We start from the raw sequence: 19,401 nt of genomic DNA, 5'->3' as shown, positions 1-19,401 counted from the left end.
TTTTAAACAGATTTTTTCCAGGCTTTTTTCTAACATTCAACATTTCTGCATTTATGGTCACTCATGATGTAGATGAAGCAATATTTCTAAGTCATAAAATTATTCTATTATCTCCTCGGCCTGCGTTAACACGAAAACAAATTTATGTACAATTAAGTAAACCCAGGAGTCGAACTCAAAAAGAGTTTTTAGAGATTCGTTCTGATATAATGAAAGATTTTTATGGTTAATTTAAGAATTAAAATATAAGTCTTATAGTAAGCTTTTACAAAATATATAAGGGTCTATTATTGTCGATTATAAAAATAAACATTTTGTAAAAGATAGGAAGTTAATATCTGCTTATTTTGCCAGACACGGAAAAAATCTATGTATGATTAAATAAAGGCTGGCACGTAAACTCAGAATAAACTTTTTTTATACATTTGCTCCGATATCATTAAAAAAATTATGGCTGATTTAACAATTCACGGTTTCAACAACAATGACTCTCAATTCGAAATTTTTTATGATCTAGGGAAGCAAGTGAGTGATGTTATAGGCGTCATGGTTTCACCTCCTGAGAATGTTCAAAATGATGATAACCATTGGGTTCAGACAAAGAACGAAGATCTTGAAATTATTGGTTTAGGTTTTAAGTTAAGTCCTAGAGTAGATAAGGGTATTGATGAACGTTTTTATTTTACTAATCAAAATGAATTTAAGAAGTGGGAGAAAGAAGAGCATAGAGATGATTTGGAAGAAATGGATAAGCGAGATAAAAAACTTGAGGAAAACTTGAAAAAACTGAACGAACAATTTTACCAGTTAATCAAAATATTGCGAGAAAAATATAAGTTTAAGACTTCACTTATTGAAATCTCTCTCTTCGATCCCGAAGATACTAGTTCTACCCTTTTTTATACATTTATATTTGCACCTCACAAAGAGTTAATTGCTGACTATATGAGAGAACTGAGAAACAACACTCTCGGGAGTAAAAATCCTTCCAGGGGACAAATACTTTCCAATGCTAGTCTATATGATTTTCCTCTAGTTCACCTTGACTATAAAGCAAGTTTTTCCTCTCCTGAACTTGATACAAATGGCGATGAGGATATATACTGTCTTATCAGGATCGGAACAATATATGAAGTTGCTCCGGAAAATAACATTGATAGTCGAAGAAATAATGAGTCTGCCTCAACCGAAACAGGTAATCTTCGAAAGTACATAGGTAATTTTTGGCTAGAACTTCCTGAGAAGGTCTTTGTAAAAGCCGAGAAAAAATATAGTCATATCAATACTATAATTGATGTCAATATTGCCTTGCTCATTCCTGTTTTACGACCGTCTGGTCGAGGTAACGAAAATCAGAAAGCACTGCAGGGTGGGGGAGCATTTTTTTATGGTGAGTTTGACGAAGCATTAGGTAACAAAAATAATTCTATTAAGGACCTCGGACTATGGATAAAAAACCAGTTAGACGTAGCTACCATGAAACAAAGCAATACTAAAGCATCTGTACAAAGGGCCCAATATGATTCAATGGCATCGATTTTGCACTATATTCCCTATGCCTTTTCTGAATCAGTCAAACAACTCACAAAATATCAAAAGACTCACCCAGATTTTGAAATACCAATTGCTCTTTATGTTGTCGCAGTTGAAACTGCTTTGTATGCTCGATTATCAGACGATAGAGAAGAATTAAAAAAATTCATTTTTTGGCTACCTATTGAAGATATCTTAAAGGAAAAAGGACTAGGAAGAGAATTTTTTGATGAACTCAGTAATGAGAGAGGAATGTCTAGATGTTTAACAGAATATAGCTTATCAACTCACTCAAACCCTATTTTTAGTAAACAGCTTAAAAAACCCAAAGTAGTTGTAAAGGGACATATGTCTTTTGGTGAACTGGGTTTAACTGATGATATTAAAGTTAGGGTTTTTATTGCCTTGTTAATTATCCTTCTTAAAGAAAGTCTTGAATCGACAGAACGTTATCTTAGTTGTGTCAATGATGTAAATAATCAACAGGTTGAAGTAACAATCCAAAAAAAACTGGTAGTTATTACCTACCCAAAATCAGAACGTATGAATTGGGGAGCAATAGAAGGTTATGAAATAAAAGACCAAGCTATCAGTTTATTCAAAAAATTTCTAATTTCTGAGGTAGAAGTTTGTGAGATTTATTCTCCAAATGAAACAGCATCTTGGGAGTTAAGGATAAAGTAAATTAAAATTATGTTATCCATCAATAATACAATTTTTTCTGGAACCTCATAATATATATTTTCTTCTTACCTATTTCCTAAAATTACAAATATTATTATTCATTATTACAAAATATGTTTTGATTGCTAAAGCTTATCTTATGCTAGGAAAATATGCAAAATATTTATACAATAAACATTATGAGACTAAATTTAATTTTTGTCAGTGATGATCCACCAAATCAAATAAATGAGACTCTAATCAGGACTTTTGAACAAGTATGCTCAGAGAATAATATTGATTTTACTCAAGCTACAATTGCCGAAGCTAAAAAATTGATGAACAGTTCCCATGGTAATACAATGGAAACATTATTTGTGATTCAGGTTCCAGAAGTTTGTTCAGAAGATGAGCTACATGAGGGTTATTTTTTAGCTGAAGAATTAAACATTCCACCTCGAAGAAGAAAATTTTATACACAAGGTCAACCTCAGCTAGAGGACATTAAGAATAACCACGGCTTAGAATTATCCTTAAGCGAATATATTTCTCCTCATCTATCTCCTGAAATCGATAAAGTTCACTTACAACAATGGATTAATTACGCATTGGCTGTACTAGAGAGGGAGAAAGCACTAATCCAGAAAGAGAAAGCACTAAGTGTTGGTCAGTCTTTACGGCATACTCTGGGTACGTCACTGAAAGCTGGCATGAAGAAATTAGAAAAGTATAAGGAAAAACATGAAGACTTCCAAATACCAATCTCTTTAAACTTTATTGCTTGGCAAGCATTACTAGTTTCAGGTGAATTGAATTCTGATGAAATGAATCGTTTCTTTTCCCGCTTACCTGGTCAAGAGAATCTTAGTGAAAACGGTTTTTCTGAGGAAATTGTTGAGCTATTAACTGGAGAAAATTGCCTTGCCAGGGATTTAGCTGAGGCAAGATTAGCTAACGATGGTATTTTCCCTAAACAGTTAAAATCGTTACGTGTACAAACAAGCGGAAATATCTCTGCTGAATATTTGGGTTTGTGTTCAGAGATCCAAATTGGTGTATTTATAGCTATTTTAGTGTTTCTACTAAAAGATGCAATAGAACATACACAGCGATACTTAATTAATAATTCTAATTCTGCAAAGCAAAATCTAAGGAACACTATAGAGGTTTATGTTAAAAATAATAGTAAAATTTATGTTAAAAACCCTTGTTTAGATGATGTGCAACCATTGACTGAACAAAGTAATCAAAAAAAGACACTAGACATTTTAACTCCCCATTTAGAACCAATTTGGCGAGTTCAAAATCCAAAGATTCAAGATGGTTCTTGGATTCGATGTTTAGCAAAGGAGAATTAACAATGGAAGAATTTATTTACTGGCTAGTTCCCTATGAAAATGAACTGTTGAGAATTGTCTGGGTAGATGATACTTTTTTTCCACCCGATAACCCTCCTCAAGATATCACGGTAAAAAGAAACCGAAATAATATTCCTAATATTGGAAAAGTCTGGCTTGATAACTTTTTAGATGATTATCAAGATGATGATCCAGATGATTTACCAGATGCATTACCCAATCAAGCAAAGTGGTTATTGCTCAAGAAAAATATGTGTCAAGAGAAAAATATTGGCTTTGGGGTAACTAGCTTTAAATATGGTGAGGAACATATTGATGAGTTGAATACGGACAAAACCTTGTTTCTCATTGATGCGCAAAACATCAATGTTCTAAGTTCTCTAAATTCTGAACTATATGGATACCAGTTTGTTAAAAATAACCAACTTCCAAGAGAGCGAGTTATGTATTATACTCGCAATAGTGACAAGTTGGATATTAAGGGAATTAGAAAACAGAAATTTCCTGATATAAAAGATCAAGATTTCATCATTCCCAGTTCTGATAATACAAAAAGCCTAGAATCATGGGTTGATTCTTTTCTAAAAGGGTAGGTCAATGAATTATGTAACAAGATATTTATTGGGTAGTTTCCCCCGAAAATAAACCGTTGAGAATTATCTGGGTAGATGATGCTTTCTTTCCCCCCGATAATCTCACTCAAGACATCAAGGTAAACAGAAACCGAAACAATGTTCCCAACATCGGAAAAGTCTGGATTGATAACTTTTTAGATAATTATCAAGATGATGATCCAGATGATTTACCAGATACATTACCTGTTCAGGGAAAGTGGTTATTGGCTAATAAAAAGATTTGTGAACAGAAAAAAAATGGTTTTGGTGTAACTAGTTTTGAATTTTGTGAGCAACATATTAATGAGTTGAATACAGAAGAAACATTGTTTTTGATTGATGTGCAAAATTTGAATGCTTTAGGTGTTCAAAATCCAAACCTATATGGATATAAATGGGTTAAAAACAATCAACTTCCAACAGACCGGGTAAAATACTATACCCGATATCCAACTAGTCAAGTACAGGCTCGAAGACTTTATTTTCTAGATATATCCTATGAAGGTTATATAATACCTGATACCGATACAAAACAGTTAGAGCAATGGATTGATTCTTTTCTATAAAAGGAGGTAAATTAATGATGGAAGAATATATTTACTGGGTAGTTTCCCCTGAAAATAAACCGTTGAGAATTATCTGGGTAGATGATGCTTTCTTTCCACCCGATGATCTTTCTCAAGACATCATGCCAAACAGAAACCGAAATAATATCCCTAATATCGGAAAAGTCTGGATTGATAACTTTTTAGATAATTATCAAGATGATGATCCAGACGATTTACCAGATAGATTACCTGTTCAGGGAAAGTGGTTATTAGCAAATAAAAACGCTTGTGAACCGAAAAGTTTCGCTTTTGCAGTCACAAGCTTTGAATTTTGTGATGAACATATTGACGATTTGAATACAGAAGACACATTGTTTTTGATTGATGTCCAAAATTTGAATGCCTCAGGAAATAATCAAGATAAAGAACTTTATGGATATAAGTTTGTTAAAAACAACAAAATTCCAAAAGAACGAATAAGGTACTATACTCGACATCCAAACTCGATAGGGCAAGCCCGAAAACTATATTTTCCAGATATATCTGATGAAGATTATATAATACCGAGTGTGGATACCGAAAAAATAGAGCAATGGCTTGATTCTCATAGCAATATAGAACTATTGCCGGCTCTTTTCATTCTTTGTGAAGGTTATCTTATAATTCATGCTCAATTTTTATTAGATTTGGAAGTGATTTCTCAGGATTATGAAGAGATTGCTTCGGCACTTGAACGAAGGCAATGGAAACGTAATTTTGTTCAGGAAAATGGAGAATCTTGGGGACTGATGAACTTAGGTAGTAAAATGGAAGAGGTTAAAAAGACAAGATGGTGGCTTACAGTTTTGGGTGATAAAGAAAAGTTATCTAGTTCCTTAACAGAAGAGTGGCAAATTGTCGATAGAAACTCTGATTCTTTACCAAAAGACTTAGAACTATTGATTAATATGATAGCTTATCAAGATGAGATTCAGTATCCTAAAATAGTGTGTAAAGCTTATGAGGCGATCGCTCAGAAATTGGAGGGAATGAATAAACAGTGAACCCCGAAATTATACTAGCACTTCAAGACTGTCCAAAAAGTATGGCCATAGCAACCGTTCTTTCAACCTTCTTAGGATGTCAGTCTAGGTTTATCAGCCATTCCGAGATAAGACAGGGTTTAAACGCCCCACAGCAGTCATTAGCTGTGTTAGCTCAAAACGAAGTCGACACCCTAGTCCAACTTCGTCGCACAGATTTTCCTGGTCCAGTTATAATTCTATCTTCTGAACCGCTTGATTCTCTAAGAGATCAACACCCAATTCTGCACCAAGGTAGTGACGCTTCTAGAGTTTGGGAAATTAACATACCTTTATCAAAATTACTCGACACAGTTAAGGAAATTTACCCTTTAGGAGATAATTTTCTAGAAGAGGTACAAGAAAACTTACCGAATATCTGAAATTATTTGTTAGTTATAAAAATATGGATAAACAAGAGATTAAAAAGTCTTTAGATGATGTTCTTCCCAGTACAATCGGTGCATTGGTGGGGGCTTTACCTGGATTAGTCTGGGGTCCACCAGGTGCTATTATTGGAGCTATTATAGGTGGGGCTATTCCCCCAATTTTGAAGGTTTTGATTGAGGGCATAATAAAAGGAAATGAAGTTTTAATTGTAGATCACGACTCAGACTGGAGAAATACACACACAATGGAATTCAACAAAGCGGGATTTGAATGTCACTCTACCCCTTATGCTCGAGAAGCTCTTGACATTTTTAAAGAACATAAACGTATCCGATTTGTAATGACTGAGCAAATTTTGTTTGAACCATATACCAATGATCAAACACGCCAAAATTATAACGGACTGGATGTAGCTACAAAGATTTATACTTATGCAAACGAGAATGGAAGAACTGTTCGAAATTGTTTCATTACTGACGCAGCTGATCAAATGGTGGATGGTAGATATCTTCTTGATCTAGAAAAAAAAGCTGAACTATTTAAGAGAGATGGTGTTATTAATGAATTTTACTCGAAAGGTGAAATTAACAACGAAGGAAGAAGAGGTTATCATAACATTATTAGATATATGAAAAAGAATTAATTATTTATCTTTAAGAAATTGAGCAATCTTTTTTACAGCGATTTCTAGAATATCAGGATCATGAACTAAAGCAAATCTAACATAACCTTCCCCTTGTTTCCCAAACCCTGCACCTGGGGATGCTGCAACCCCTGTGCCTGCTACTAACTCAGTACAAAACTCAACAGATTTATTTTCCCAAGGTTCGGGTAATTTTGCCCAGACATACATAGTTGCTTGAGGGGGTGTAACTTGCCAACCGATGTTATTGAGAGCATTAATGAAGGTATCTCGTCGGATTTCAAGACGAGTTACTGTTTTTTCAACTGTTGTTTGATTGCCCGTTAAAGCAGCGATCGCACCGTTTAAAATGCCTTGATACTGATTAAAATCCACCACTGCTTTTACCCGTCTTAAAGCTTGGATAATTTCCCTATTACCGATGGCATAACCAATCCTAAACCCTCCCATATTATAGGACTTAGAAAGGGTAAAAAACTCAATAGAAATCGATTTTGTGGGATCAGCCTGTAAAATAGAAGGAGGCTGACTCATACCCTCAAAAACAATATCTACATAGGGAAAATCATGAACCAAAACTAATTCATGTTCCCGACAAAAAGTTACTGCTTCTTGGAAAAAAGATAAAGAGGCAGTTGCCGTGGTAGGGTTGTGGGGATAGCTCAAAACCATTAATCTAGCTTTAGCCAAGATTTGAGAGGGAATATCCTCAAACACAGGTAAAAAGCCATTTTCAGCCAACAATGGCATAGGATAAATTTCACCCCCCGCCAAATAGACACCCCCTGCATGGGAGGGATAACCTGGATCCAGTAAGAGGGCAAAATCCCCTGGATCGAGCAAAGCGAGAGGTAAATGAGCTGTTCCTTCCTGGGAACCGATGAGGGTTAAAACTTCGGTGTGAGGATCTACTTCCACCCCAAAACGCTCAGTGTACCATTGAGCTACGGTTTTTCGGAAGTTCAGGGTTCCATGATGTAGTAGGTAACCGTGAGTAGTGGTATCTTCGAGAGAAGCAGTGATTTCTGCGATCGCTTCTGGATCTGCTGGTAAATCAGATGATCCCAGAGATAAATCAATAATAGTTTTGCCGTTGCTGATAGCTTGAGACTTTGCCCTGTCCATATCAGCAAAGACATTTTTTTCTAAAGCTTGAATACGCTTAGCGAAGTGCATGGTGAATGTGTGAGTGAGATGATGGGGGAGCAAGGGGAAAGGGGGAGCAGGGGGAGCAAAATATTAATATTGCTTCTATTCTCCCCACACTTCCCACACTCCCCACCCCATAACAACGGGGGTTAGCTTGATTTTCCAGCTAAGGTACGGCGTTTCATCACCATTTCGTAAGCTTCGATGGTGTCCCCTTCTTGCCAGTCGCTGAATTTATCGATACCGATACCACACTCATAACCGGAGTTAACTTCTCGCACGTCTTCTTTTATCCGTTTGAGGGAATCGAGATTTCCTTTGTAAACCACTTTGTTACCTCTGAGGACACGAACGTAACGATTACGAATCACTTTACCCGATTGTACATAACAGCCAGCCACTGCACCACGACCAACGGGGAAAACAGCCCGAACTTCCGCTTGTCCCAGGGGAGATTCTACTTCTTCGGGTTCGAGTAATCCTTCCATCGCACCCTCGATGTCATCGAAGAGTTTGTAGATAATATCGTATTCACGAATATCTACCCCTTCGTGATCAGCTGCGCCCCTAGCACCACTAGCTAAGGTAGTATTGAAACCGATAATCACCGCTCCACTGGCTGCGGCTAAATCCACATCCGTTTCTGTTACTTCCCCAGGAGAGGCTAAGAGAACCCGTATTTGTACCTCGTCTTGGGGTAACTGTTCTAAGGAGCCAAGAATAGCCTCAACAGACCCTTGAACATCCGCTTTGAGGATAAGATTGAGTTCTTTTAACTCCCCTTCTTGAGCTTGAGCAGATAGACTACTCAAGGTGACACGACGGGAGGACATAGCTTGTTGGAGACGGCTTTGGCGTTGATTTTCAGCATTGGCCTCGGCCACGGTGCGAGCTTCTTTTTCACTGGGATAAACATCAAATTCATCCCCTGCAGCCGGGACGCTATTCAATCCCAAAATTTCCACAGCAAAGGAGGGGAAAGCCTCTTCCACCTTATTACCGCGATCGTCAATCATCGCCCTGATCTTACCAAAGACAGGCCCTGCAACGATGGCATCACCCACTCTCAGGGTTCCATTCTGTACCAGGAGTGTGGCCACAGGACCTCTGGTGCGATCTAGGTTCGCTTCGATAACTGTTCCTTTAGCGAGGCGATCGGGGTTAGCAACTAATTCTTCTACTTCTGAGACTAGAACCAGCATCTCTAATAAGCCATCGAGATTTTCCCCTTTCAAGGCACTCACTGGCACCATAATAGTGTCACCGCCCCATTCTTCAGGAACTAAGCTCAATTCTGAGAGTTCTTGTTTAATGCGATCGGGGTTGGATTCTGGTTTATCGATTTTGTTGATGGCAACCACAATGGGGACTTCCGCCGCTTGAGCGTGGCTAATAGCCTCTCTGGTTTGGGGTTGTACTCCATCGTCGGCCGCCACCACTAGAATGGCCATATCCGTCACTCTCGCCCCTCTAGCTCGCATAGCGGTAAAAGCCTCGTGACCTGGAGTGTCCAGGAAGACAATTTGTTGAGATTGTCCTTCGTGATCAATATCAACATGATATGCGCCGATATGCTGAGTAATGCCCCCTGCTTCTCCCTGAGCCACTTTGGTTTGACGAATGGAGTCGAGCAAGGTAGTTTTACCGTGGTCTACGTGACCCATAATCGTTACTACGGGCGGACGACGTTGTAGATTTTCTAAGTCTTGCTCGTCGAGCATTTCTGTGCTTTTAGTCGCAGCGGATTGAGCTTCGGGAATTTCTACCTCGATGCCAAAGGCTTCTGTGACCATTTTCGCTGTGTCTTGATCGAGGGTTTCAGTAATATTGACTGCAATACCTTTGGAGAAAAGATGTTTGATAATTTCCGTTTCTGCTAGGCGAAGCTCCTCCGAGAGTTCTCTCACTGTTAAGTTTCTCTCGAGGACAATTTTTTCGGGTTTTTGGGGTACTTCAACCCGTTCTCGGCGTTCTGTCCGATTCCTTTCGCTGGGACTGTCCGCCGTTTTGAGGGTTGGTTTTTTCGTTTTTTGAGGAGTGGCGACGGGTTTAGTTTGGGATTTGGGTTTGGGGGGGCGAGCGGTAGACAGACTCAAGCTCAAAGAGACTGGGTTAGCGTTGAGTTCATCTTCAAAATCGTCGTCGTCATCTTCGATAACTTGGAAACGACGTTTTGCCTTCCCTGAACCCTTTGCGTTCTTAGCCTTGGTTTCTTGCTCTTCCTCTTCTTCATCCCAGGTTTTGCGCTTGGAGGTACGAGGAGGTGCAGGGCGTTTTAATTGAGGCTTGGGCTTGAGGATGGTTTCGATGGTATCGTCGTTATCGTCTTCCTCTTCAAGAATAGTAGAAGGGGGTTTTACCGATGGAGCTACTAGGGTGGGGATTTTCTCTTCTTCTGCTTGAGGAGCAACAGGTTGTTTTAGGTCGGGTTTGCCTGTTTGGGGTTTCTTCAGATTTTTCGGGATAGTGGGTTTATCCGTTGATCCCTCTGGTTTGGAAACCGTTGGTTTTTGAGATTTATCTTTTGGTTTAGGTGGGGTGTTTTTGGTGGCTTTTTTAACAGGTTTAACCTTGTTTTTAGCTTCTGGAGATGGTCTATTCTTTACTGGTTTGGCGATGGGTTTTTGAGAAGTTTCGGAAACCTTTTTCGTAGGGGGTTTAAGTCTTTGGGGGGGTTCCAAGAGACTAGCGGAGGAGGCTTCTAATTTTTCTGGTGTTCTTTCTGAGGGGGGAGAGGGTTGGGATGGTAATGGGGGGGTCACTTGAGAAGATTCTGTTGCTATGGGGGCCACAGGTTTTGGTGGTGGATTTTGAGACACGGAGGGTTTAGGGGGAGCAGGGGGACGAGGAGACACGAGGTTAGACGATGGGGAGTCTGAGAGCTGAGAAGCAGGACGAGAATTGGTTTGTTTGTGATGAATGGCTAAAATTTGTTGTTTGTTGTCTGCTGATGCTTCTTCATCCTTCTGTGGATGGCTTCCTCGTTGCGCTCGATATTTGTCCACCATTCCTTTAATGCGATCTGCATCAGATTCGGTGATGGTGCTACTGTGACTTTTAACAGCAATGTTAAGCTGCCCGCAAATCTCTAAAATATCTTTGTTTTCTAATTCCAATTCCTTTGACAAATCGTAAATTCTGACTTTTGATGCGTTGTTCATCCACTATCCCCCTGACTAGGTTTTGGCTACTGTAAGTGTTTAAATCGCTGGTGAAAGCGACTGATATGCCCAAAGGTTGAGCTGTTGGTTTTAAGTTTAATAATCATGATGCAGAAAACAATGTTCTCTCCTATGCTAACGATAATAGTGGGGTTTACTTATAAATTTTTCCCGAAATTTCTTTGAGTGGGCTGCTTGTCTGGGAGAACTTGATGCAAACGGTCCCACAATTGTTGGTAGATGGTTTCGGGAATAGGGGCTTTCAGTCTTCGTCCTAAACGATTTTTTTTGTTGGCTAAGGTTAGACAGCTTTTTTTAGGACAAAGGTAGGCAGAGCGGCCCATACCCTGATCTAATTGTACCTGGCGAGACGGATAGACTCTTACAATTCGCCAAAATGCTTCTTTTGGAGCAACGCAACCGCAACTGACACAACGTCGATAATTGGGTTTCATATTGGTTGATCTTCTACATTTTCTACAGGGTAATCTTCATCAAAACCTTCGTTTTCAAGTGCTAACGGGGTTTCTTCTAGTTGATGTTCCTCCTCTTTGTAATCCTCTTCATCTCTGATTTCCTCTTCTAATTCTCTTTTTTCTACTTCTGCTTTATGAAGGAGAACGTCTTTGATATCTATTTTCCACCCGGTTAAACGAGCCGCTAAGCGAACATTTTGCCCTTCTTTTCCGATGGCTAAACTGAGTTGATCTTCAGCCACCAATACTAAAGCGTGTCTTTCTTCGGCGTTTAGTAGAACCACTTCGTCTACACGAGCTGGACTCAAAGCGTTGGCAATATAAGTAGATGGGTCCGGAGACCAACGAATAACGTCTATTTTTTCGCCCCTCAGTTCGTTAACCACCGCTTGAATGCGAGAACCCCTGGCACCGATACAAGCTCCCACCGGGTCCACATCTCTTTCCAGGGTATCTACAGCAATTTTGGTTCTCGGACCCACATAGCGAGAAGGAGGGTTGGCTTCTCTGGAAACGGCGACAATACGGACGATGTCCTCTTCTATTTCTGGGACTTCCACAGAAAACATATCCACCACCAAACCAGCCGCCCCGCGAGAAACTAATAATTGCGGTCCGCGATGAGAACCTTCTCGAACTTTTTTGAGCAATACTTTGAAAGAGGCATTGGCTCGATAGTTGTCGTTAGGGAGTTGCTCTCGTTTGGGTAAAATAGCCTCCACTTCTGGCTGCCCAAAGGCACTTTGAACCGCTACGATGATGTCTTGTCTTTCAAAACGTAATACTCTGGCACTGAGAACTGTGTCTTCTAGTTCGTGAAATTCTTCTTGAATCAGTTTACGTTGTTGATCCCGTAATTTTTGCAATAATACTTGTTTGGTTTGAATGGCGGCCATGCGACCAAAATCTTTTTGGTTAGGGGTGACATCTAATACCACTTCATCCCCTAGTTGGGCTTCTGGTGCTACTTCTAGCACTTCTTGTAAGGAAATATGATGGTCTATATTCTCCACTTCTTCAACAATTCTTTTGGTGGAAAGAATGCGAAACCCCTCTTCTTCTGTATCCAGTTCCACTTCAAAATTGTCAAAATATTCGTCATAAAATTGCTGACGATCTAAATTTTGAGAACGACGAAACCTTTCATAACCTTTGATCAGGGCTTCTTTTAAGGCTTCTTGAACCGATAGTTTTGGTAGATTATGCCTCTGGCTAATCTCTTCGATCATCTGGGTCAATCCGGGTAAACTCACTAATGACATCTTAAATAAAACCTCCTAATATTTTCCATTTTGTTTAGTCTGCTAGTTGCACTTGAGTAACAAGAGAACAAGGTATGGCGATCGCTCGTCCTTTACGATTGAGATAGATTGCCTTTTCGTCTCGTCCTTGTAATCTGCCCTGCCATTGTTTTTTGTCCATATACGGGGGGTTGGTGGTAACGTTGACCTCAAACCCTTTAAAAGCGATAAAATCTCGTTCGTTGCTTAAATAGCGGGAAATCCCAGGACTCGAAATTTCTAAGACATAAGCCCCAGGCATAATGGCTGTCTCATCTAGGATGGATTCTAAAGCACGACTGACCTGCTCGCAGTCGTTTAAGCTGGTATCGCTGGTGGGATTACGAATATCTACCCGTAAAACAGGGGGGCGTTTATTCGTTTGAAACACCACATCTACTATTTCTAACCCCATTTTTTGGGCAATGGGGGTGGCTAAATCGATAATTTGCGGAATCAAAGGATGAGTCATTGCTCAAACAATAAAAAAAGCGGGTTGTTGCCCCACTCCCTTTAAAATGTAAATCAATTGGGAATACGCGGTCATGTTGACCACATAAATGTGCTTCAGATAATTAGTTTAGCAAATCTTGTCTCACAAAAGTGGTTCTATTTCACGAGGTCAGAACTCAAAACTTATTACTTAGAAGTTGTTTGAACCTGAACTCGATGTGAGCAAATTTATACAGAATTTTTCAAATTATCTCGTAACAAAATACTCAACTCCGTTGCGAACTACGGTGGAGCCTCCCTCCTAAATCCTAACACCGAACTCCATCTGCTGAGGTACCACTGGTTGTTTACAAGTTCGTTTATATGTCTACAAATTGCTTCATATTGATTACAATTCTACAAATTTCTTGATTAAACTGCATCAATATCTCTTATCTAAACACATCATTAAGTATGCAAAGGATACCGATGATCATTTACATAATGGAGACAGTAAGAAGGTGTTGAGGAGTTCTAGCGTTTTTTAGTTAGTGGACCGATTATAACCCACTCTCAGTTACCTATGAACTTCCTAAAAATTTTTGTATTCTTGGCTTGTTTGATGATCACTCGTCCAACCTTAGCCCTCAGCCTACATCGATCATCAAGCTTCAATTTCGACAGTGGTTTCTCTTCTGGAGATTCATTAGTTATGGGTGGAGAAATCGGAGCTAGTACCATCGCCTCACCCGATCCTTTCGCTATTTCAGTGGGAGGAGACAATGAAGATTTTTTGTCTTCTGTTAATATTCCCATTGGTGGAGATGAGCCAGGTGTCACACAAATCGGGCTAGAGTATGCTCTTCTGGGAATCCCTATTTTGCTACTACTACTATTACTATTATCTGGTGATTCCTCTGGTTCAGTCATAACGGGTCCCATCAGTTCAGCCCCCGACACAGGTACAGGCACTGGAACAGGTACTGGCACTGGTACAGGCACTGGCACTGGTACTGGTATAGGAACTGGTTCAGGTACTGGCACTGGTACAGGCACTGCTACTGGCATTGGTCCAGGTATAGGAACCACCACTGGCATCGGTTTAGGGATAGGAACCCGTACAGGCATCGGTACAGGTACAGGCACTGGTACGGGCATCGGTACAGGTACGGGCATCGGTACAGGTACAGGCACTGGTACGGGCGAGATGGAAATTCCAGAACCTTCCTTAGTGCTTGGTTTGATGTTTTTTGGGGGAACTTTGGTATTTTCACGCCGTCGTGAGGAATAAATACCTACTTTTCTGACTAAGAAGAGCAATTATGGTATCTATAAAAGTTAGCTTGATTTTTTCAAGTATTATTGTCTCAATTATAGGAATTTCCCCTGTTAAAAGCGAATCTCTTGTTGAAAATGTGTGCGAACAAATTTCAGGGCAAAATTCTTCTTCTGAAATGTTGACAGATAATTTAGGCAAGCCTGAGTCCGACAGATTAGCACAACTTGCTGAAAATTTGGGACTGACACAGCACAACAGTGAAAGGTGGATTTGCAAACACATTGAGAATGGAAAATGGTTTGGCTTGTTTGATATTTCTATGGAAGGAGAAACACAAATCAAGGCTTCCACTTTTCTTCTCGATGGTAAGTTTCAAACAGGGCAAAAAGATGCAGCTATTTCTTTCTTTAGAGATGTTATTGCTGAGATGCTCTTGTTGGGAGAAGGCAATAAGCAAGAAGTAAGGGACACATTAGCTGATTATCTTGGTTTAATGGAGCAAGGAATGATTATTCCTGATCAACTGGACGAAGAGACTCTGTCACAAGAGTTACAAGATGTTGGGACTTTATTAAACCAAGTCCCCTCAGAGATTTCCGATGGATGGATCAACGATGATGCAATCCCTGTAAATAGGTTAGTGGTTTTTGATGATGGCGTAGAGCAACCGGTAGTCGCGTATAGTTATATTGTTCCGATTGTTCACGTGAACACAAAAGAAATTCTGCAATGGGGAATCAACATAACTATTGAAATCACAGGGAAACAGGAACTTAATGTGACTGATTCACCTGAACCCTAAGCTTTTGCTATTAAGCATTTAAACTACTATTTAAGGCAAGAGGGAGCAGGAAGACGAGCTTTGAGGGTTTATACTAAAAATTCCCAAGAAGTGTTTTAAACTTACAACAGCTTAATAAGTTAATCAATCTAAACCTTAACAGTCATTCAGGTTGCTTGGTTTAATTTTTAACTTCTACCATTTCAATAATTCTTTCGTCTAAATCTTTAACCAAGAAATTGAGGGGCTTTCTGCGGCGAACTTTGTATTTTAAACGTCTAGATTCAATTCTCAACAAAATGTCTTCTAAACATTCATTATCAAAACAAACATGACGCTGACGGTTTTTCTCGCCGTGACTGGCTCCTCCTATAATATGCAGTTGGGTGTTCTTTTTCAGTTGATACCAAAGTCCATCTCTGTTACCAAAATTACTGGTAGGGGTTGCCGTGGCATCTGAAGAAACATAAAACGGGTCAATTGCTGCGGTTCCTAAACTTTGTTCATAATTGTAATAGTAATGAAGGGGAACATCGGCCACGTTTAACTGTAGTAATCCTTCATAAAATTGCCGAGCAATCTCTAGATCAGATACCATGATAGTGTAAACTTTGGGCGCACTTGTGAGAAACATCCACATAGCTAACCCGTAGGCTCCCAATAGCATCACCATAATGCCTTGTGTGGAAAAAAGACTGTCGATGGGCAGAAATGCTCCTAAATAATTGAATGTTAAGGTAAGCTGTGTCACCATGGTCATAGATTATAGATTAAGGATAAGAACGATCCCGGTTTGTCTTACTTTACTACAAAATTAGTTTGTTCGAGGTAAGGAAACCGATCAAAAGTTGTATGTTAAAGTTTATTCTATAATTTTATCTAATTTCTCCCCATAGAGACAATAATAAGCTCTTTTAAAGGTTTTGCAATTATTATGGCATCAGATCCTAATCGAATTTTACGCTTGATTCCTCTTTTTGCTGGAGGTTTAGGGGGCATTTTATTATTAGTAAATCGCTTAACCACAGTACAGTTGACCGAATCTCAAGCTAGATCCGATGTTTTGGGGGTAATTTTAAGTGGTGTCTTAATTTTGGTAGGATTGATTTGGCAACAGATCCAACCTCGATCACCTGATGCTGTTACCTTGATTGGAGAGGAAGGGATAGAATTTAACTCTGATTTATCTGATGATATCAAAACTGAATTAGCTTGGGCTTCTGTAATGCTCTTAAAAAATACCGTAACTCAGTCTTTGGTTGTCTATTATCAAGATCAAGTGTTGTTACGTCGAGGCATTTTGGGGCAGAATTCTCAAGTTAACCCTGGCAAAATCTTAAAACGGGTCTTAGAAAAGCAAAAGCCTGTTTATTTAGTTAATTTAACCTTGTATCCTGGGAAAATTGAATTTGACTACTTACCTCCCAACACACAAGGGGTTATTTGTCAACCTTTAGGGAGTAATGGAGCGATAATTTTGGGAGCAAATGTACCTCGTAGCTATACTAAACAAGATGAAAATTGGATTGAAGGAATTGCTGACAAGTTAACTTTAACATTGGAAAGCGAGTTGATTGAACAAGGCTAAATTGTAATAGTCCTTATCAACAGACATTTATAAAATAAAATACCGCCTATCGTTACGAATAGGCGGTTATTAAAAATTATACTTATGTTTGATAACTTACTTCTACATAGAAGATCCTAAGCCAGCATAAGCTCCATAGAAGAAAAGGCCGAGAACGGAAATAGCTCCCATTCCAGCGATTAAGCCTACAAGCCAAAGGGGAATTCTACCTTCTGCAAACATGATTTTACCTCTTAGATAACACTTGAAAAAAATGGATTAGTTAAAGAAATAGCTAGAAAAGAGAATGCCGAGAACTGCAATTAAAAGTAATCCTAAATATAGGGATGTGCGGTTCAATTCGACGGGTTGACGGTTGGTGTTTTGATTTCTGTCCATGAATAAACTCCTAACGTTGAATGAACTGCATAGCGGCGATGGCGCCAACAAAGAAAACGGAAGGTACAGCTAGAGTATGAACTGCTAACCATCTTACGGTAAAAATAGGATAAGTAATGGGTTGATTGGGAGCGTTATTTACCATTGTTTTAAACCTCTTATAAACTAAACTAGTTATTAAATTCTGTGATTTGGTCTTTTGCTTCAAAACGGTCTTGAACAATGGGTAGTTCTTGACGTTCTTGAGTAAAATATTGGTCGGGACGAGGTGTCCCAAAAGCATCGTAAGCTAAACCAGTGCTAACAAACAACCAACCGGCGATGAATAACATGGGGATGGTGATGCTATGAATAACCCAGTAACGGATACTGGTAACGATATCTGTAAATGGACGTTCTCCGGTAACACCTGACATTTCAAGTTTCTCCTCTGAAAATTAACTACGAATGGTAAATTCTAGTCTACTACGATTCTGATACAAGTGTGACAGACTTCTCTAAATAAGAGGGTTCTAAGCTGTTTCTTGGGTGGGTTCGTACTTAAGTAAGACACCCTCTTGTCCCAAGATGAAACCTTTTTCTGCGTTAACAAAAACGATTTTATAAAGGTTAGAAGGTACGCTTTCTATAGCGCGGTCTTTCTTCCAGGTTTCCCCGTTATCGGAACTTACTAACAAGTTGCCGCTACCGCCGGATACCCAGAGTTCTTCTGGAGTACGGTAGGCTAAGTCAAGCAAACCCCAACTGGTGGAGGGTTCAGGATAAACAACTTCCTGCCAGTCTTCTAGGTCTTCTGGGGAAGTAAACTGAAGTTGTCCGCCTCTTGCGAGTAACCATAAACCTCCTTCTCCACTGTAACCCATTGCTTGCAATCTTCGCGATGAGTTGCGATTATGGGGAGTCCATTCGCTTTGTCCAGGTTCCCAGGTGGAATAAAAGTTACCTCGAGCGGAAACAGCGACGTAACGGCCATCGGGAGCTCGCTCAATGTTACGGGCAACCCCCACAGCACCTTCTACTAGGGCGTTCCAGGTTTTTCCTCCGTTATCGGTTTTGTAAATAGCTCCTAAGTTGGTAACCATCTCGGCGGTTTCAGGGGCAAGGGCAACCACTCCGTCTGGCGCGCCTGGTAGCTTCTCGCTCAAAGGAATGCGGGACCAATTTTCCCCACCATCTTCTGTGTGTAGTAGGATGGCAGGTTTTCCTGTGATCCAGCCTTCTTCATCATTAAAACTGACCCCTGTGAAACTAACTTTTTCGTCACCGAGATCTAGTTCGCGTTTTTCCCAGTGATCTCCTCCATCGGTGGTTTCAAATAAAGCTGCTTTTGTCCCTACTAACCAACCGTGATCGGGGTTATCGGTAAAGGCGATATCGGCAAAAGTGACATCGGTTTCTAAGGAAAGGGATTTCCAGGGGTTATCTAGGGTGGAAGGGACTCGACTGCAGCTAATGCAAAATAAGGAAATGGCTACTAATATTACAATTTGTTTCAGTTTTCTCATAAATACAAAGTAAATGTCTGATAAAAGTTTGATTTTGTTTTTTGGTAATAATGCACTTTTTTTAAAGAGCTACCGGGGTCACAGAGTTAATTTAATCCGTATAAACTGAGGAAAAACAGAAATCCGATGGCCAGTCCACCGAAAATTAGGAGGTTCTTCTGATTTGGGGTTAATTTATTCACCCCGAAACCATAGGTTAAATTCTCTTGGAATCCAGAGGGAGCGTTGCTTGCGCCAATGCTGACGAACTGGTTAGTATTGGCAGCGCAGACGGGACATTTCCAGCTACTAGGGAGTTCAGCAAATGGGGTTCCAGGGGGAATATTTCCTTTTCCGTCCCCTTTGCTTGGCTCATAGACGTAGCCACAAAGGCGACATTCGTGATCGGCTGGTGCGAGTTCAGCTAAGGTCTTTTCTTGGGGTTTCTGAGTCATTGCCATGTTCTGAGCAAATATTAATCTCTATGTTACAAATTATCCCATAAGCTTAACAAATTCAACAAATTTTGTTAAACTCACATCTTGCACCAAGAAAAGTTGATATGAGAAGCGATATCTGAAAG

Annotated in this window: 22 protein-coding genes and 1 pseudogene; 11 read left to right on the top strand and 12 right to left on the bottom strand. The window is 39.7% G+C overall.

The genetic code is table 11. The features are described 5' to 3' along the window. The 8 genes and pseudogenes from P9B04_RS23190 to P9B04_RS23155 form a co-directional block, all read left to right on the top strand. Positions 1-230: pseudogene (locus P9B04_RS23190) on the top strand (hypothetical protein); the annotation flags it as partial. Positions 231-450: 220 nt separating this feature from the next. Beyond that, positions 451-2,217, top strand: a complete 1,767-nt coding sequence (locus P9B04_RS23185; protein ID WP_342057326.1) for a hypothetical protein — start codon at positions 451-453, stop codon at positions 2,215-2,217. Positions 2,218-2,369: 152 nt separating this feature from the next. Further along, complete coding sequence (locus P9B04_RS23180; protein WP_342057325.1) at positions 2,370-3,554, top strand: hypothetical protein; 1,185 nt, start codon at positions 2,370-2,372, stop codon at positions 3,552-3,554. A gap of 2 nt (positions 3,555-3,556) precedes the next feature. Beyond that, the gene (locus tag P9B04_RS23175) at positions 3,557-4,147 is read left to right on the top strand and encodes a hypothetical protein (RefSeq protein WP_342057324.1); all 591 of its coding nucleotides are present in this window, start codon (positions 3,557-3,559) and stop codon (positions 4,145-4,147) included. 56 nt (positions 4,148-4,203) lie between these two features. Further along, on the top strand, positions 4,204-4,734 hold the full coding sequence (locus tag P9B04_RS23170; RefSeq protein ID WP_342057323.1) for a hypothetical protein: 531 nt from the start codon (positions 4,204-4,206) through the stop codon (positions 4,732-4,734). 14 nt (positions 4,735-4,748) lie between these two features. After that, positions 4,749-5,759 (top strand): hypothetical protein, encoded by a 1,011-nt coding sequence (locus P9B04_RS23165; RefSeq protein WP_342057322.1) that lies wholly within the window; start codon positions 4,749-4,751, stop codon positions 5,757-5,759. Next, a complete protein-coding gene (locus P9B04_RS23160; RefSeq protein WP_342057321.1) occupies positions 5,756-6,160 on the top strand; it encodes a hypothetical protein in 405 nt (134 codons plus the stop codon). The genes P9B04_RS23165 and P9B04_RS23160 overlap by 4 nt, the downstream gene beginning before the upstream one ends. A gap of 23 nt (positions 6,161-6,183) precedes the next feature. Beyond that, positions 6,184-6,810 carry a hypothetical protein gene (locus P9B04_RS23155; RefSeq protein ID WP_342057320.1) on the top strand — a complete coding sequence of 209 codons (627 nt, stop codon included), beginning with the start codon at positions 6,184-6,186 and terminating at the stop codon, positions 6,808-6,810. Here P9B04_RS23155 and P9B04_RS23150 read toward each other — a convergent pair whose 3' ends face one another. From P9B04_RS23150 to rimP, 5 genes are all read right to left on the bottom strand, one after another. Further along, positions 6,811-7,986, bottom strand: coding sequence for an LL-diaminopimelate aminotransferase (locus P9B04_RS23150; protein ID WP_342057319.1), 1,176 nt, complete (start codon positions 7,984-7,986; stop codon positions 6,811-6,813). It abuts the gene before it with no gap. Between the two features lie 122 nt (positions 7,987-8,108). Then, the gene (gene infB / locus P9B04_RS23145; protein WP_342057318.1) at positions 8,109-11,120 is read right to left on the bottom strand and encodes a translation initiation factor IF-2; all 3,012 of its coding nucleotides are present in this window, start codon (positions 11,118-11,120) and stop codon (positions 8,109-8,111) included. Between the two features lie 158 nt (positions 11,121-11,278). Then, on the bottom strand, positions 11,279-11,575 hold the full coding sequence (locus P9B04_RS23140) for a YlxR family protein (RefSeq protein ID WP_342057317.1): 297 nt from the start codon (positions 11,573-11,575) through the stop codon (positions 11,279-11,281). Next, a complete protein-coding gene (gene nusA, locus P9B04_RS23135; RefSeq protein ID WP_342057316.1) occupies positions 11,572-12,858 on the bottom strand; it encodes a transcription termination factor NusA in 1,287 nt (428 codons plus the stop codon). The genes P9B04_RS23140 and nusA overlap by 4 nt, the downstream gene beginning before the upstream one ends. A 34-nt stretch (positions 12,859-12,892) precedes the next feature. Next, positions 12,893-13,348: a ribosome maturation factor RimP gene (gene rimP, locus P9B04_RS23130; protein WP_342057315.1), complete on the bottom strand. Its 456-nt coding sequence runs from the start codon at positions 13,346-13,348 to the stop codon at positions 12,893-12,895. 543 nt (positions 13,349-13,891) lie between these two features. Between rimP and P9B04_RS23125 the strand changes: the two genes are divergently transcribed. Both P9B04_RS23125 and P9B04_RS23120 read left to right on the top strand, forming a co-directional pair. Continuing rightward, positions 13,892-14,599: a PEP-CTERM sorting domain-containing protein gene (locus tag P9B04_RS23125; protein WP_342057314.1), complete on the top strand. Its 708-nt coding sequence runs from the start codon at positions 13,892-13,894 to the stop codon at positions 14,597-14,599. Between the two features lie 31 nt (positions 14,600-14,630). Continuing rightward, the gene (locus P9B04_RS23120; protein WP_342057313.1) at positions 14,631-15,389 is read left to right on the top strand and encodes a hypothetical protein; all 759 of its coding nucleotides are present in this window, start codon (positions 14,631-14,633) and stop codon (positions 15,387-15,389) included. Positions 15,390-15,549: 160 nt separating this feature from the next. On the opposite strand, the gene P9B04_RS23115 is transcribed toward P9B04_RS23120, so the two are convergent. Beyond that, positions 15,550-16,128, bottom strand: a complete 579-nt coding sequence (locus tag P9B04_RS23115; RefSeq protein WP_342057312.1) for a glyoxalase-like domain protein — start codon at positions 16,126-16,128, stop codon at positions 15,550-15,552. A gap of 174 nt (positions 16,129-16,302) precedes the next feature. Here P9B04_RS23115 and P9B04_RS23110 point away from each other — a divergent pair, with 174 nt between their 5' ends. After that, complete coding sequence (locus P9B04_RS23110; protein WP_446718037.1) at positions 16,303-16,956, top strand: cofactor assembly of complex C subunit B; 654 nt, start codon at positions 16,303-16,305, stop codon at positions 16,954-16,956. A gap of 102 nt (positions 16,957-17,058) precedes the next feature. On the opposite strand, the gene P9B04_RS23105 is transcribed toward P9B04_RS23110, so the two are convergent. From P9B04_RS23105 to P9B04_RS23080, 6 genes are all read right to left on the bottom strand, one after another. Then, positions 17,059-17,178, bottom strand: a complete 120-nt coding sequence (locus P9B04_RS23105) for a photosystem II reaction center protein J (RefSeq protein ID WP_342057311.1) — start codon at positions 17,176-17,178, stop codon at positions 17,059-17,061. Positions 17,179-17,214: 36 nt separating this feature from the next. Further along, positions 17,215-17,334 carry a photosystem II reaction center protein L gene (locus P9B04_RS23100; RefSeq protein WP_342057310.1) on the bottom strand — a complete coding sequence of 40 codons (120 nt, stop codon included), beginning with the start codon at positions 17,332-17,334 and terminating at the stop codon, positions 17,215-17,217. 10 nt (positions 17,335-17,344) lie between these two features. Beyond that, positions 17,345-17,479, bottom strand: coding sequence for a cytochrome b559 subunit beta (gene psbF, locus P9B04_RS23095; protein WP_342057309.1), 135 nt, complete (start codon positions 17,477-17,479; stop codon positions 17,345-17,347). Positions 17,480-17,504: 25 nt separating this feature from the next. Further along, positions 17,505-17,750, bottom strand: coding sequence for a cytochrome b559 subunit alpha (gene psbE / locus P9B04_RS23090; protein ID WP_342057308.1), 246 nt, complete (start codon positions 17,748-17,750; stop codon positions 17,505-17,507). A 96-nt stretch (positions 17,751-17,846) separates the two neighbouring features. Continuing rightward, complete coding sequence (locus P9B04_RS23085; RefSeq protein ID WP_342057307.1) at positions 17,847-18,839, bottom strand: photosynthesis system II assembly factor Ycf48; 993 nt, start codon at positions 18,837-18,839, stop codon at positions 17,847-17,849. 86 nt (positions 18,840-18,925) lie between these two features. Further along, positions 18,926-19,273 carry a rubredoxin gene (locus tag P9B04_RS23080; RefSeq protein ID WP_342057306.1) on the bottom strand — a complete coding sequence of 116 codons (348 nt, stop codon included), beginning with the start codon at positions 19,271-19,273 and terminating at the stop codon, positions 18,926-18,928. Between the last annotated feature and the right edge of the window lie 128 nt (positions 19,274-19,401).

Origin of the sequence: Crocosphaera sp. Alani8, assembly GCF_038442745.1 — a bacterium.
Lineage (GTDB): Bacteria > Cyanobacteriota > Cyanobacteriia > Cyanobacteriales > Microcystaceae > Crocosphaera.
Note: the sequence above shows the minus strand (reverse complement) of the source record. Positions and strands in the feature narration are given on the sequence as shown.

Bases quoted from the DNA above. Each gene is read 5' to 3' on its own strand.
- P9B04_RS23185 (WP_342057326.1), top strand. From the start codon at position 451: ATGGCTGATTTAACAATTCACGGTTTCAACAACAATGACTCTCAATTC.
- P9B04_RS23180 (WP_342057325.1), top strand. From the start codon at position 2,370: ATGCAAAATATTTATACAATAAACATTATGAGACTAAATTTAATTTTT.
- P9B04_RS23175 (WP_342057324.1), top strand. From the start codon at position 3,557: ATGGAAGAATTTATTTACTGGCTAGTTCCCTATGAAAATGAACTGTTG.
- P9B04_RS23165 (WP_342057322.1), top strand. From the start codon at position 4,749: ATGATGGAAGAATATATTTACTGGGTAGTTTCCCCTGAAAATAAACCG.
- P9B04_RS23155 (WP_342057320.1), top strand. From the start codon at position 6,184: ATGGATAAACAAGAGATTAAAAAGTCTTTAGATGATGTTCTTCCCAGT.
- P9B04_RS23150 (WP_342057319.1), bottom strand. From the start codon at position 7,986: ATGCACTTCGCTAAGCGTATTCAAGCTTTAGAAAAAAATGTCTTTGCT.
- infB (WP_342057318.1), bottom strand. From the start codon at position 11,120: ATGAACAACGCATCAAAAGTCAGAATTTACGATTTGTCAAAGGAATTG.
- P9B04_RS23140 (WP_342057317.1), bottom strand. From the start codon at position 11,575: ATGAAACCCAATTATCGACGTTGTGTCAGTTGCGGTTGCGTTGCTCCA.
- nusA (WP_342057316.1), bottom strand. From the start codon at position 12,858: ATGTCATTAGTGAGTTTACCCGGATTGACCCAGATGATCGAAGAGATT.
- rimP (WP_342057315.1), bottom strand. From the start codon at position 13,348: ATGACTCATCCTTTGATTCCGCAAATTATCGATTTAGCCACCCCCATT.
- P9B04_RS23125 (WP_342057314.1), top strand. From the start codon at position 13,892: ATGAACTTCCTAAAAATTTTTGTATTCTTGGCTTGTTTGATGATCACT.
- P9B04_RS23120 (WP_342057313.1), top strand. From the start codon at position 14,631: ATGGTATCTATAAAAGTTAGCTTGATTTTTTCAAGTATTATTGTCTCA.
- P9B04_RS23115 (WP_342057312.1), bottom strand. From the start codon at position 16,128: ATGACCATGGTGACACAGCTTACCTTAACATTCAATTATTTAGGAGCA.
- P9B04_RS23110 (WP_446718037.1), top strand. From the start codon at position 16,303: ATGGCATCAGATCCTAATCGAATTTTACGCTTGATTCCTCTTTTTGCT.
- P9B04_RS23105 (WP_342057311.1), bottom strand. From the start codon at position 17,178: ATGTTTGCAGAAGGTAGAATTCCCCTTTGGCTTGTAGGCTTAATCGCT.
- P9B04_RS23100 (WP_342057310.1), bottom strand. From the start codon at position 17,334: ATGGACAGAAATCAAAACACCAACCGTCAACCCGTCGAATTGAACCGC.
- psbF (WP_342057309.1), bottom strand. From the start codon at position 17,479: ATGGTAAATAACGCTCCCAATCAACCCATTACTTATCCTATTTTTACC.
- psbE (WP_342057308.1), bottom strand. From the start codon at position 17,750: ATGTCAGGTGTTACCGGAGAACGTCCATTTACAGATATCGTTACCAGT.
- P9B04_RS23085 (WP_342057307.1), bottom strand. From the start codon at position 18,839: ATGAGAAAACTGAAACAAATTGTAATATTAGTAGCCATTTCCTTATTT.
- P9B04_RS23080 (WP_342057306.1), bottom strand. From the start codon at position 19,273: ATGACTCAGAAACCCCAAGAAAAGACCTTAGCTGAACTCGCACCAGCC.